Raw genomic sequence first — 14,122 nt, 5'->3', positions numbered from 1 at the left:
AAAAGTGAACCGCATTAACCCATACCTATAGTCCATAAAACGAATAATCATCCCTTAAAATTGATGCACAGTTATTATTCGTTATAAATGTATCTTACTAAAAAAGTTCTGGCAATATATTCTCACTGTGAAGAATTTTTGCGCAACTTTACTCGATTTAAGACTAGCGTAATTCAACTGGAACTGCAAACACCGTGTTCTCTTCTCGCCCTGGATATTCGATAACCTCTTGTCCACCAAAACTTTTTAGTGACTCGATTACCTGTTTAACTAGAATTTCTGGTGCTGATGCCCCTGCAGTTACGCCGACTTTATTAACACCTTGTAACCAAGACTGATCAATATTGTTAGCCGTATCGATCAAATAAGAAGGTGTCCCGATTTTTTCAGATAACTCCCTTAGGCGATTCGAATTAGAACTATTTTTTGCACCAACAACCAGCAATAAATCCACTTCACTGGCAATCGCTCTGACCGCATCTTGTCTGTTTTGTGTGGCGTAGCAAATATCATCTTTCCTTGGCCCTTCTATCGCCGGAAACTTTTTAATGAGCGCATCGATCACTTCACTGGTATCGTCGACAGATAGCGTGGTTTGACTGCAAAAATAGAGGTGCTCTGGATTTTTTACCGTTAAACTTTCAACATCCTTAGTTGATTCAACTAAATAGATGCCTCCTTCTGCACTTTCATATTGTCCCATCGTTCCCTCTACTTCAGGGTGTCCGGCGTGACCAATTAAGATACACTCAACATTTTTTCGACTGGCCCGAGAAACTTCCATATGGACTTTGGTGACTAATGGACACGTTGCGTCAAATACTTTTAATCCGCGATTTTTCGCTTCATTTCGTACGGCTTTTGAGACACCATGTGCAGAAAATATCACGGTACTATCATCGGGTACCTCATCAAGTTCATCTACGAAAACGGCGCCACGCTTTTTAAGGCCGTTGACCACGAATTTATTATGAACAACTTCATGGCGAACATAAATAGGAGCATCAAACAGATCAAGGGCTCGATCTACAATACTAATCGCACGATCAACGCCCGCACAAAACCCTCTTGGATTTGCTAAAATGATTTCCATATTGCCCCCTTATAAAATATCTACAACGTCAATAACAAAAGTCACCGCTTGACCTGCCAATGGATGATTAAAATCAACGGTGACTGATTGACCTGAAACTTCTGTGATCATTCCCGGCAGTTCAATCCCGCCTGGCTGAGTGAAGGTGATAATACTACCTACTTTGGCTGGCGTTTCAGCAGAAAATTTACTGGCATCGACAAAATGGATATTGTCAGGATTAATCTCGCCAAAAGCGTCAGCTGCTTGCAACGTGAATTCCTTGCTATCGCCAACGGTGAGTCCAAGCAACTGCTGCTCAAAGGCAGGTGAAATACTTTCATCACCCATAATAATCTTAGCCGGTTTATTATTCACTTTAGTACTATCAGCTGCCGAACCATCGGCTAACTTCATGGTAATGTGAACAATAATTTTTGAATCATGCTTGATGACTTTACTCATGTCTTAATTCTCTTGAGGTTGCTTAGATGCCTTTTTTGCTTTCTCTTCTTGGATAGCATCGATGATCATAAATCCAGCGCCAATAAATATCATTGAATCGGCAATATTAAAGGCCGGCCAGTGGCTATTTCCGATGTAAAAGTCTAAAAAGTCGATAACATAGCCAAAGAGTACTCGGTCAATTAAATTGCCCATGGCACCACTTAACATACAGGCTAAAGCAATGGCTAAATAAGTTTTATCTGCTGGCGTACGCTTTAACCAAACACTAAAAATAACACAAGCAATCGCCGCAATTGCGGTAAAAAACCATCGTTGCCAGCCACCTTGATCAGCGAGAAAACTAAATGCCGCACCTGGGTTATGTATGTAAGTCAGATTAAAAAACGGCAGTATATTGACCGATTCATAGAGATCAAATGTATTAGCGACCCATTGCTTAGTCACTTGATCTACGATTAAAAATATTACGGTTATCCACAACCATTTTAAACTTGAACTTTGCTTCATAGCTTTCTTCATTTTATCTACTGATTAAAACAAAAGTGCTCAAACAGAAATAATTTGAGCACTTTCAATCAAATATAAACAGTTGGGTTAGGCAAAGTAACGTACTTCACCATCACCTTCAACATTGGTGACGCAGCGACCACATAAGTCGTTATGCGCTTCATCTTGCCCAACATCATCGGTATAGTGCCAACAACGCTCACATTTGGTGCCGTTTGATTTACTTACCGACAACCACAAGCCTGAGATCTCTGTTGCTGTTGCATCGTTCGGTGCTTGCTCGACAAGCTCAACCTTGGCCTTAGAGGTAATTAACACAAAACGTAACTCTTCGTTTAATGCTAAAAGCACCTCAGCCAATTCTTTAGTTGCGTATAAGATCACTTCAGCTTCTAGCGCCTTACCCACAACTTTGTCTTTCCTAGCAAGTTCAAGGGCACGATTCACCTCTGAGCGTACTTTTAAGATGGTTGACCAATAGTCATTGTTGTACTGATAATCGCTTGGCAGCTTTTCTAAGCCATCAAACCAAACCCCGGTAAAGACAAAAGGTTCACGCGCTTCACCTGCTGGAGCAGGCAAAGCTTGCCAAATTTCTTGCGCAGTAAATGACAAAATAGGAGCCATCCAGCGGGTCATTGCCTCAGCAACTAAATACATTGCCGTTTGACATGAACGACGAGCATTACTTTCGCTCTGTGCTGTATATTGGCGGTCTTTAATGATATCCAGGTAAAAACCACCCAACTCTGTCGTACAGAAATTCATTAACTTATGCACAACGTTATGGAACTCATAACTGTTATAAGCTTGAACAATTTCCTCTTGTAATTGCGCCGCACGACCAACCACCCAGCGATCTAAAGCGACCATCTCAGAGAAAGCTACTGTATGGGCTTTAGGGTCAAAACCGTTGATATTGGCCAATAAAAATCGTGACGTATTTCGAATTCGACGATAAGCATCTGCTTGACGATTAAATATTTCATCAGAAACGGTTATTTCTTGGGTGTAGTTCACTGACGCCACCCATAAACGCAAAATATCTGCACCGAGTTTATTGGTAATTTGATCTGGTGTAACCACATTACCTAAAGATTTAGACATCTTATGGCCATTAACATCAACAGTAAAACCATGTGTTAATACTTCGCTATAAGGCGCTTCTCCGTTCATCGCAACAGAAGACATCATTGAAGACATAAACCATCCACGATGTTGATCAGAGCCTTCTAAATAAAGATCAGCACGCTGGTCAAATTCTTCACGGGCACCAATGACAGTCGAATGCGTCACACCAGAGTCAAACCAAACATCGAGTGTATCTGGCACTTTAATGTAATCAGCGTCGTCTTTACCAATAAGTTCTTTGGCTTCTAAATCAAACCATGCCTGAATACCTGATTTTTCAACACGTTGTGCAACTTCTTCGATAAGCTCGATGCTGCGCGGATGCAATGCACCGGTATCTTTGTGAATGAATAATGCAATAGGTACTCCCCATGTTCTTTGACGGGAAATACACCAATCTGGACGACCTTCAACCATGCCCTCTATACGACTTTGTCCCCAGTCAGGGATCCATTTGGTTTTCTTTATTTCGTCAAGAGATGCCTGACGTAGTCCATTTTTATCCATGCTGATGAACCATTGTGGCGTCGCTCTAAAAATGATTGGCGTTTTATGGCGCCAACAATGCGGGTAAGAATGCTCATAAGCATGATGGTGAAGCAAGGCGCCTTTATCTTTTAATAATTCAACAATGGTCGCATTAGCTTTAAATACATGCATCCCTTCAACAAAGGCGGTACCTTCTAAAAATACGCCATTGGCACCAACTGGATTATATATCTCTAAATCGTATTGCTTACATACGTTAAAGTCATCGACACCATGACCACCTGCCGTATGGACACACCCTGTGCCTGAATCTGTAGTAACATGGTCACCACATACGACTGGAACAGTGATGTCATTAAATGGATGATGTAATGAGATCAACTCTAGATCTTGCCCTTTACAGAATCCCAGTGCGTGATACTTGGAAATGTTAAATCTATCCATACACAGATTAACGAGATCTGATGCGAGTACCACCCTAAATTGTTGACCATCTTTTTCACATTGCACTAGGGTATATTCGATTTCAGGGTGAACCGCTACAGCGCGGTTAGCTGGCAATGTCCACGGCGTCGTAGTCCAAATAACAAAAGCGATATCACCGTGCCCCTGATGGTCTTCAGGATGCGAAAATTTATCGGCTATCGAATTATCAGTAACGTTAAATGCAACATCGATAGCTGGAGATTGTTTGTCTTTATACTCAACTTCGGCTTCAGCAAGCGCTGAACCACAGTCGGTGCACCAATGAACCGGTTTAAATCCTTGCTGCAAGTGCCCGTTCTCAGCGATTTTACCTAGAGCACGAATAATATTCGCTTCCGTTTTAAAATCCATGGTCAAGTATGGGTTTTCCCAATCGGCAAAAACACCTAAGCGCTTAAAATCTTCTCGTTGGCCATCAACTTGTTTGATAGCGTAATCTCGACACTTTTGACGAAACTCTGCTGCAGATACTTTATGGCCAGGTTTGCCAACTTTTTTCTCAACCATTAATTCAATCGGTAGGCCGTGACAATCCCAACCTGGTACATATGGAGAGTTGAAATCTGAAAGCGTTTTTGATTTAACGATAACATCTTTCAATATTTTATTAACCGCATGACCTAAATGGATATTGCCATTGGCGTAAGGAGGGCCATCGTGCAAAATAAATGACTTTTTACCCTTCTTTGCAGCGCGAATTTTGCCATAAAGATCTTGGCTCGCCCAATCTTTTAGCATTTGCGGTTCACGATTTGCCATGTTCCCTTTCATTGGAAAGGCGGTATCAGGCAAATTCAGGGTATGTTTATAATCACTCATTTAATTTGATATCCGTCTAATTAATAATTACTTGGTTTAATATTGTTGTTTCACGATTACCTGTTGAGCATTTTCTTTATCTAACGCGATTTGTTCGCGTAATGCATCTAACGAGGTAAACTTTTTTTCATCTCTTAATTTTTTCAAAAGCGCCACTTCAATGGTTTGACCATACAACACCTGATTAAAGTCAAAAATATGAACTTCTAACTGTTGCCTTAATCCGGCGACAGTGGGTCGGTTACCAATATTAGCAACGCCATAAAAGCCACCATCTTGCGTGGTCACTTTAACCGCATAGACTCCAGCTACTGGTGAGACTCTGCGTTTTAATAAAATATTAGCGGTAGGAAAGCCTAACTCTCTTCCCCTTTTGTCACCATGAAATACTTTACCGATAATAGCGTAACGCCGACCAAGCATTGTTGCTGCACTAGACAAATTACCTTGCTCTAACGCTTCTCTGATCGCGGTGCTACTGATTCGGCAATTCTCCAGTTTATAGCTGGCAGTATCTGTGACGCTAAAGTTATACTTTTCACCGGCTAACTTCAATAGTGAAAAGTCACCAACGCGATTTTTACCAAACTGAAAGTCATCGCCGATGATTAATTCTTTAATATGGAGCTTTTCGACCAACAATTTTTCAATAAAATCATCCGCCGATAGTTGAGCAAATTGGCGATTAAAATTAACACATATCAGGTAATCAACACCTAAACGCTTAAGTAAAATATACTTATCGCGCAGCCTCGTTAACCTAGCTGGCGCTGTATCTGGTGAAAAGAGCTCTCGTGGCTGCGGCTCAAACACCATAACCGCTGACTTAATATTGGCCAGTGAGGCTTTCTTTACTAGCGCTTTAATGACGCGCTCATGCCCAAGATGAACACCATCAAAATTGCCTATCGTTAACGCGCAGCCATGTGCAGAAAACTCCGCTATCTGCTCAATATTTTGAATGCCACGAATTAATTGCATTTGATAGACATACTCTCTTTAATTCACCCTTCTCAACTAGGAATTTAGGTGTCGTCATTAAAAATCGACGAATTATAGCTTAGTCGACTAGAAGAATCAGCTATTGAACGCAATTTGTTCAGAACTTTTTTTACCGACGTTTAACGAGAAAATCTTTTGGACGTATACCCAACAGTAAAACTGAACAAAAGTAACTGGCTATTCCAGCAAAAATACACAAAGATAAGGTCGTAACTTGCGCTAAAAATGTTTTACTTAACCAGATATCAAAAGGTGGTGAAAGAGTATAAACAACACCTGCCATGATCATCGCACTTAGCATTACCTTAGCAATGTAAATTTTTGTGACTCTTGTTAACTGATAAACATGGTGAGATTTCAAACCACGATAGAGCAGCACCGCATTTAACGTTGCTGAAAGTGTTGTTGCAATAGCTAAACCGATATAACCAAAAAATGGCGCAAGCATAAGATTAAACACCATATTGGCAACCATTGCCTTAATTGCGATCTTAACGGGTGTTTTAGTATCTTGACGAGCGTAGTATCCCGGCGCCAATACTTTAATAAACATAAAGCTCAATAGCCCTGATAGGTAAGCAAATAACGCGTATGACACTTGAATAACTTCAGAACTGGTAAACTCACCACGCATAAAAAGCACCATAATAATGGGCTGTGCTAAGACCATTAAGCCGACGAGTGCAGGCCAACCAAATAAACTGATGACTTTGATACCCCAATCTAAGGTTGTTGAGAACTCTTGATTATCTTGTTTAGCATGCAAACGCGACAAACTTGGTAAGATGACAGTTGCGATACCTATACCAAACAAACCTAATGGAAACTCTAACAAACGATCGGCGTAATAAAGCCAACTAATTGAACCTGTTACTAAAAAGCTCGCAATAAGCGTATCTAATAATAAATTAATTTGGGTCACGGAAACACCAAACAAAGCCGGTATAATTAGCTTTCGAATCTTTGTGACACCTGGTGCATGCCACGCCCAGCGTGGTTTAACTAATACCCCAGCCTTATACAAAAATGGTATTTGAAATAGAAATTGAACTAAACCGCCAGTAAATACCCCCCACGCTAAAATAAACTGAGGTTCAACAAACGCATCTTTAAACACCAGCACAAGAGATATGATAGCGACATTGAGTAAGACAGGTGTGAACGCTGACACGGCAAACTTACCTAAGGTATTGAGAACAGCACCAGATAACGCGACAAAGCTAACAAACCAAAGATAAGGAAAGGTAATTTTTAACAGTGTAGAGGCAAGCTCAAACTTTTGTGCTGATTGACCATCATTTAACCAATCTAAAAACCAGCCAAATCCAAATATCATGACGATCACTGAAGAGCCAATTACGCCAAGTAATGTAACTATCGTGACAATAACCCCGAGCGTACCTGACACCTGTGCTATCAATTCTCGGGTATGCTTTTGCTTTTCATCCAATTGATCTTTTTCATTGTATTCAGCAAGGACAGGCACAAATGCCTGAGCAAATGCGCCCTCAGCAAATAGCCGGCGCAAGAAATTAGGTATTTTGTTAGCAAAAAAGAAAACATCAGCTGCAGCACTAGCGCCAATAAAATTAGCAATGACGACATCTCGAATTAAGCCAAGCACACGAGAAATCATGGTCATGAGGCTAACAATAATACCAGATTTTACTAACGCTTTACTCACCTAATACACTCACCAACTGCATCAACATTAAAATGGTCGTTATTATGTCTATAAGCCCGATGATTTAACAAGGAAAACCTGAGAATTTACCCGATAACCAAAAAAAACGACATCGCAATTTAAATTCAATAAAAAGATACAGATTTGGAAACTGTTATCAATAACAATCAAATTATCAAATTAACTGGCTAAATCATTTGACATTGGCGTCAAAAACAGGCATATTTCGTCGCCTTAAATTTAAGCTATATTTAATTCATTTAGGAGTTCACCTTGGCTAACTCAAAGCAAGCTAAGAAGCGCGCGTTACAATCAGAAAAGCGCCGTCAACACAATGCAAGCCGTCGTTCAATGATGCGTACTTTAGTAAAAAAAGTTATCGCTGCTATTGAAGCCGGTGACAAAGAAACTGCAACAAAAGAATTTGCAGCAGCTACACCAATTTTAGATCGTTATGCAAGCAAAGGCCTTATTCACAAGAATAAAGCAGCGCGCAGCAAGAGTCGTTTAAACGCAGCGATTAAAGCACTTTAATTGTAAGCTTTATGAAAAAACCGGCTACTAGCCGGTTTTTTATTGCCTTTAATCACATTATTGGCAATTCACCCTTGTCATCTTGCTCAAATTTTTCTAGTCTCTACGGTCAAAAACGATAAGGCTAAAAAAATGAAACTAACCACTCTCGCATCTGCATTGCTTATTGCAACAGCAGCGTTAACGGGCTGCAACGAAAACGCCACCGCACCTAACAATGTTAGCCCAACCTTGATACCTGAATACAACAACCGCCTTGATATCTATCAATCTGTTAAACTAACTGCAGATTTAAGTCATTTAACCACAGAACAAAAACAAATGATTGCGCTGTTGATTGAAGCGTCAGATATTATGGATGACCTATTCTGGAAACAAGCATTTGGTGATAACAAACAGGCATTTTTGGCCAGTATCAAGGATGAGAAAGTCCGCGAGTTTGCTGATATCAATTATGGCCCTTGGGATAGACTGAATGGCGATACCGTTTTCTTGTCAGAAATGAAAGAGAAGCCATTAGGCGCTCAGTTTTATCCTGAAGATATGACAAAGGATGAGTTCGAAAAGGCTCAATTTCCTGATAAAAAAGGTCTTTATTCTTTAGTAAAAAGAAACGAACAAGGTCAGCTAACCACTATCGCATATTCTGAAGCATACAGTGATGAACTAAACCGAGCAGCAGCTATATTAGAGAAAGCCGCTACTTTTGCTAAAGATAAAGAGTTTGCAAACTACTTAACCTTACGCGCTAAAGCCTTAAGAACCGACGAGTACCAAGAATCCGACTTTGCTTGGATGGATATGAAAAACAACCCAATCGATGTGGTTATCGGACCTATTGAAACCTATGAAGATCAGTTATTTGGTTATCGTGCAGCTTTTGAGTCATACGTTTTGATAAAGGATATGAGCTGGAGTGAAAAACTTGCCAAATATGCACAGTATTTACCTGAGCTTCAAAAAGGCCTACCTGTCGCTAAAAAATATAAGGCTGAAACACCAGGTTCAGACGCAGATTTGAATGCTTACGATGTCATATACTACGCTGGCCATTCAAATGCAGGAAGTAAGACAATTGCCATCAACTTACCAAATGACGAACAAGTTCAGTTGGAGAAAGGCACTCGTCGTTTACAACTTAAAAACGCCATGCGAGCAAAATATGACGCTATATTGGTACCAATTGCAGAACAACTCATTGTCCCAGAGCAACGTAAGCATGTTACCTTTAATGCATTTTTCGCCAACACTATGTTCCATGAAGTGGCGCATGGGTTAGGTATTAAAAATACCATTAACGATAAAGGTACCGTTCGCCAAGCATTAAAAGAGCATGCATCAGCACTAGAAGAAGGTAAAGCGGATATCCTAGGTTTGTATATGGTAAGACAGCTTTTAGAAAAAGGCGCGATCACTGAAGGTATCCTTCAAGACTACTACACCACTTTCCTTGCTGGCATCTTCCGCTCAGTTCGCTTTGGCGCGAGTTCAGCCCATGGTAAAGCAAATATGGTTCGCTTTAATTATTTTGCCGAGCAAGGTGCATTTGACCGCAATGAACAAGGCTTATACAGCGTTAACATGGAGAAAATGACTAAGGCTATTGATTCATTATCCGCACTGATCCTTGAATTACAGGGTAATGGAGATTATCAAGGAGTCGATGAATTAGTCAGCAAAAGTGGTGTAATAACGGAAAGATTACAAAACGATTTAGACTTATTATCAAAAGCCAATATTCCTGTAGATATTGTTTTTGAACAAGGTAAAAACGAGCTAGGCCTATAAACGATAAAGGCCGTTAGCATTTACTCGGCATTTGCCAATAAAAACCTAAGTCATCACTTCATGACTTAGGTTTTCTTTTTCGGGTATCAAATGGAACCGTGTCATTGCCTCTTCAGTAATATCTAATAGTTGAGCAACACCGGCAACACTCCATATTTCTTGCTCTAGCTGTTTACCTCGGTGAATAGCATAAGAACTAATATAATTAAGCTCAGGACTTAAATGTTCAATATCAGGTTTGTCAACGCGTGATAGTTTCACTTGAATACAGGTAAAGCTTCCTAACTTTAATGCATCTCGAATGAATTGCTTTTTATCTTGCTCTGACTCAAATTCAGATTCAAGTTTCGTTGATACCGCTTGTTCAATAATCTCTTTACTATCATCAATGGCGATATAAATAATGTCGACAATCGGTAAATCACGAGACTGCATTCTTTTTAAGGTAGAATGCATTAATGTGGTCGCCTGTAAATTGTTGAGCAAAGGATACAAATTATAAAACCTTTGTCTATCGCTAAGCTGTTGACAAAGGTCTATGATTTTAACATTGTCTGAATTACAGGTGATTACCTCTATTTTGTAACGACTGCCACTCGTTTGAATAACTAAAGAAGGGATAGCGACACTTCGACTGTAGATATTACGCAATGCTTTGGCAAGTTCAGGTCTCATCATCGCGTATTCATCACGCGTTAGCTTGTCTTTATTCTTTTCGATAAGCGCTTTAAAAAACGCCCTACCGATATGGCGATGCTTTTGCACATGCACACGCAAATTAAGAACATTTTTCTTCTTATTAATGTGCATCACTTCATAAGGCAAGCCTTTCAAATCAAATGATGCGGTAATCTTCTGTAACTGAGGAAAAGTTACATTAACAACTTCTGATGCACTCAGTGCGGCACTTTTCTCCAATTCTACTTTTAAGCCCGAGGCTGAAAAATCCTCTGATACGCCTTTCCACGTGACACCGCCCACTTCTAGTATCACCGGCGTTTTATAGTAAAAGCGTGGCTCTGAGCGTTGATTGTTGTAGTTAACACCAACATCTTCGACGATAAGCCCTTGCTTTTGACGTTTATGGCCAAAGGTTTTTAACTTTGCGGTACTGATATTTTCATAATTTAACTGGTGATAAATTTTAAATAAATTTGGCTCAGCTAATTCGTTAGCGACCACGATATAAGTCAATTGTTCAATGGTCTCTTTAACGTCATCAGGCATCGGTAAATTTAAATATTGATCTTTTTTGGCAATCGTATTCGACAAGGTTAGTCGTGACTCAGCATAGTCAGGGTTAACCTCTAGAAGCGTTAACTGGGTGATCATAAAATCACCTTTATTAGCAGCAAAGCCTAAGTACTCTGTCATAAAAGCTTTATCATCACTTAACTGAACATTATCGGCTGTATAAAAGTAGCTTTTACCCTGACTACGATGAATAAAACTATAAACGTATAAAGCTTTACCTTGTTTTTGAACGCGTTTTAAGCGCGCTAGACGCTCAGGTGTCACCAAATAGTGCAGCGTCGATGTATGACGTTCGTCTTGCCAGTATTGATATATCGATTGATTATTGTGACAAGTTAAGGCGTATTTAGGGGTTGGCACACCATCAACTTCATGAAGAAAAATTGGCAATTCATTTGACTTAGGCAACGTAAATTGTTCAAAAATTCTCGACTTCAGCGCCGCTATGGTATTGTCTAAGTTAACTTTATATCGACGTTTGTTACCTTGAATATAACCATTGAGAAACTTATTGAAACCATCACGACTTTCATCGGTTCGATAGATTCGTCGACACCCTACCCATTGTACATCTTCTACCGTATGAATATTCCTAACTTCATACTCATACTTATCTTCATTTTTAAACTGAAACTCTTGTTCAAGCCCAATAAAGCGGATAGAAATTATTTGTCGAACTTGGAGTGATTGCGATTTTGAAAAACGAAATTTGCAGCCATTAATACTGATATCGGAACTCGTCGCGTCAAGCACATCTTTATCATTAACTACCACCTTAATCGCGATAGCAAAGTTCATTCGTTCCTCTTTGCGGTCAAAATAAGGTCCAAAACGGTATAAAGTTGCCGGGTACTGAGTTTTCTCTTTATTTTTTTGTGTTTGATTTTGTTGAAGTTCAGCAGAATTTTGCGGGTTTGCTTTCTCCCGTTGATACATCACTCTGAAATTATTTTCAGTATTCATGAGTGCTTCATAAACACCAAAGGTATACTCTCCGTACACATTAACGTTTTGCTCAAAAACTTTAATGGCAACATCATCTAAGAAATGTACTCGACCTTCATGCTCATAGGCTCGACACTCACCATCAACATGACCACGCAAATCGACTAAACGTGTACATGGACTGGCCAAACGCTTGATTTCCATTTTTAATAAAAAGCGCTCAGTTTTATTCAGTGACTGAGTAGCGTCAGCAAACTTAGCTTCAAAGTCTTTCGCCGAAACTTTACCTTTGAAGTTATCAATAATATGCTGATATTTTGAGAAATCTTTAGTCATTTATGGCCAATTATTATTACAATAGTCTCATTGCGTGAATAAATAATTATACGTTGATATTTTAACGTCTAACAAGCGATCTTACGTATAATATTCACTAACCGTTTCATTATTTTATCTTTTTTAAGCAATAACCGTACCTTTGGGTAAAAATCATGGCAAAAACAAAAACAGCATATGTTTGTACTGATTGCGGAGCTGAGTATTCTCGCTGGCTTGGCCAATGTAATGAATGCAAAGCATGGAATACTATCTCCGAATTTAGACAACCCAAATCACCGTCAAGATCCGGCAGTTTTTCTGGTTTTGCTGGTTTTACCGAGGCAAAAGTTCAAACTCTTGACACCATCGACTTAGCGGAACTACCACGCTTTTCTTCAGGCTTTTTAGAGTTTGATCGTGTCTTAGGTGGCGGCATAGTTCCCGGCAGTGCCATTCTCATTGGTGGAGAGCCCGGAGCAGGTAAAAGTACGCTTTTACTGCAAACTATGTGCAGCTTATCAGAGACAATGTCTGCTCTGTACATTACGGGTGAAGAGTCATTACAGCAAGTAGCCATGCGCGCTAACCGCCTAGGGATTAAAGCCGAAAACCTTAAGTTGTTATCTGAAACCAGTGTTGAAAACATTTGCCATATAGCCGAAAAAGAAAAGCCCAAAATCATCGTTATTGATTCGATACAAGTAATGCATATGGCCGACATTCAATCGGCGCCGGGCAGTGTCTCGCAAGTAAGAGAGGCTGCCGCATACTTAACAAGGTTTGCCAAACAACACCATGTCGCAATGATACTTGTTGGCCACGTAACTAAAGATGGCAGTCTTGCTGGGCCTAAAGTATTAGAGCACTGTATTGATTGCTCGATTATGTTAGAGGGAAGTACGGATTCACGATACCGAACACTTCGAGGTAACAAAAATAGATTTGGTGCTGTAAACGAATTGGGTGTTTTTGCCATGACCAGCACCGGCCTTAAAGAAGTTAAAAATCCTTCAGCTATCTTCTTATCTCGCTCAGAAGAGCAAACCGCTGGAAGCGTTGTGATGGTGTTATGGGAAGGAACTCGACCCTTACTCGTTGAAATTCAAGCATTGGTTGATCATTCTGCTTTAGGCAATCCCCGTCGTGTTGCCGTCGGTGCAGAACAGAATCGTTTAGCGATGTTGTTGGCGATTTTACATCGTCATGGTGGGCTACAAATGAACGACCAAGATGTATTTGTAAACGTTGTTGGTGGCGTTAAAGTTGCTGAGACCAGCATTGATTTAGCCTTGATCCTTGCTTTAGTTTCAAGCTTTCGCGATGCTCCCCTGCCAAGAGATCTTGTCGTATTTGGTGAAGTCGGCCTCTCTGGCGAAATTCGTCCGGTACCAAGTGGACAAGAGCGAATTTATGAAGCCGCTAAACATGGTTTTAAGCGCGCTATTGTTCCATTTAACAATATGCCTAAACAAGCCATCGATGGCATGGAGGTTATAGGGGTTAAAAAGCTTAGTGACGCCTTAGAAGTTATTTAATGCGTTGACCAAGTTTCAAACGCTATACGAACATCATTCGATATGCACTTTATCTATAAAAAGTGCATACTTTCTACCAAATAATCACTA

General features: G+C 40.1%; 10 protein-coding genes. 3 read left to right on the top strand and 7 right to left on the bottom strand.

The window, feature by feature from the left end; all coding sequences use genetic code 11:
* Positions 1–163: 163 nt before the first annotated feature.
* From ispH to murJ, 6 genes are all read right to left on the bottom strand, one after another.
* Positions 164–1,093, bottom strand: coding sequence for a 4-hydroxy-3-methylbut-2-enyl diphosphate reductase (gene ispH / locus ACSLUH_RS15720; RefSeq protein ID WP_448568704.1), 930 nt, complete (start codon positions 1,091–1,093; stop codon positions 164–166).
* Positions 1,094–1,102: 9 nt separating this feature from the next.
* The gene (fkpB, locus tag ACSLUH_RS15715; protein ID WP_448568702.1) at positions 1,103–1,537 is read right to left on the bottom strand and encodes an FKBP-type peptidyl-prolyl cis-trans isomerase; all 435 of its coding nucleotides are present in this window, start codon (positions 1,535–1,537) and stop codon (positions 1,103–1,105) included.
* A gap of 3 nt (positions 1,538–1,540) precedes the next feature.
* The gene (gene lspA, locus ACSLUH_RS15710; protein WP_448568700.1) at positions 1,541–2,047 is read right to left on the bottom strand and encodes a signal peptidase II; all 507 of its coding nucleotides are present in this window, start codon (positions 2,045–2,047) and stop codon (positions 1,541–1,543) included.
* A gap of 87 nt (positions 2,048–2,134) precedes the next feature.
* On the bottom strand, positions 2,135–4,972 hold the full coding sequence (ileS, locus tag ACSLUH_RS15705) for an isoleucine--tRNA ligase (protein ID WP_448568698.1): 2,838 nt from the start codon (positions 4,970–4,972) through the stop codon (positions 2,135–2,137).
* Between the two features lie 36 nt (positions 4,973–5,008).
* Positions 5,009–5,953 carry a bifunctional riboflavin kinase/FAD synthetase gene (gene ribF, locus ACSLUH_RS15700; protein WP_448568696.1) on the bottom strand — a complete coding sequence of 315 codons (945 nt, stop codon included), beginning with the start codon at positions 5,951–5,953 and terminating at the stop codon, positions 5,009–5,011.
* A 130-nt stretch (positions 5,954–6,083) separates the two neighbouring features.
* Positions 6,084–7,658, bottom strand: a complete 1,575-nt coding sequence (gene murJ, locus ACSLUH_RS15695; protein WP_448568694.1) for a murein biosynthesis integral membrane protein MurJ — start codon at positions 7,656–7,658, stop codon at positions 6,084–6,086.
* Positions 7,659–7,931: 273 nt separating this feature from the next.
* Here murJ and rpsT point away from each other — a divergent pair, with 273 nt between their 5' ends.
* Both rpsT and ACSLUH_RS15685 read left to right on the top strand, forming a co-directional pair.
* Complete coding sequence (rpsT, locus tag ACSLUH_RS15690; protein ID WP_448568692.1) at positions 7,932–8,192, top strand: 30S ribosomal protein S20; 261 nt, start codon at positions 7,932–7,934, stop codon at positions 8,190–8,192.
* A 132-nt stretch (positions 8,193–8,324) separates the two neighbouring features.
* Positions 8,325–9,980, top strand: coding sequence for a DUF8614 domain-containing protein (locus ACSLUH_RS15685; protein WP_448568690.1), 1,656 nt, complete (start codon positions 8,325–8,327; stop codon positions 9,978–9,980).
* A 45-nt stretch (positions 9,981–10,025) separates the two neighbouring features.
* Here the strand turns inward: ACSLUH_RS15685 and ACSLUH_RS15680 are convergent, their stop codons facing one another.
* Positions 10,026–12,515 (bottom strand): PilZ domain-containing protein, encoded by a 2,490-nt coding sequence (locus ACSLUH_RS15680; protein WP_448568688.1) that lies wholly within the window; start codon positions 12,513–12,515, stop codon positions 10,026–10,028.
* A gap of 155 nt (positions 12,516–12,670) precedes the next feature.
* Here ACSLUH_RS15680 and radA point away from each other — a divergent pair, with 155 nt between their 5' ends.
* Positions 12,671–14,032, top strand: coding sequence for a DNA repair protein RadA (radA, locus tag ACSLUH_RS15675; RefSeq protein WP_448568686.1), 1,362 nt, complete (start codon positions 12,671–12,673; stop codon positions 14,030–14,032).
* Positions 14,033–14,122: the final 90 nt, after the last annotated feature.

It is taken from the genome of Thalassotalea ganghwensis (genome assembly GCF_053485795.1).
This window is presented reverse-complemented; position numbering and strand designations above follow the sequence as displayed.

Excerpts from the sequence above, each read along its gene's own strand:
- ispH (WP_448568704.1), bottom strand. The coding sequence starts at position 1,093 with ATGGAAATCATTTTAGCAAATCCAAGAGGGTTTTGTGCGGGCGTTGAT.
- fkpB (WP_448568702.1), bottom strand. The coding sequence starts at position 1,537 with ATGAGTAAAGTCATCAAGCATGATTCAAAAATTATTGTTCACATTACC.
- lspA (WP_448568700.1), bottom strand. The coding sequence starts at position 2,047 with ATGAAGCAAAGTTCAAGTTTAAAATGGTTGTGGATAACCGTAATATTT.
- ileS (WP_448568698.1), bottom strand. The coding sequence starts at position 4,972 with ATGAGTGATTATAAACATACCCTGAATTTGCCTGATACCGCCTTTCCA.
- ribF (WP_448568696.1), bottom strand. The coding sequence starts at position 5,953 with ATGCAATTAATTCGTGGCATTCAAAATATTGAGCAGATAGCGGAGTTT.
- ACSLUH_RS15685 (WP_448568690.1), top strand. The coding sequence starts at position 8,325 with ATGAAACTAACCACTCTCGCATCTGCATTGCTTATTGCAACAGCAGCG.
- ACSLUH_RS15680 (WP_448568688.1), bottom strand. The coding sequence starts at position 12,515 with ATGACTAAAGATTTCTCAAAATATCAGCATATTATTGATAACTTCAAA.
- radA (WP_448568686.1), top strand. The coding sequence starts at position 12,671 with ATGGCAAAAACAAAAACAGCATATGTTTGTACTGATTGCGGAGCTGAG.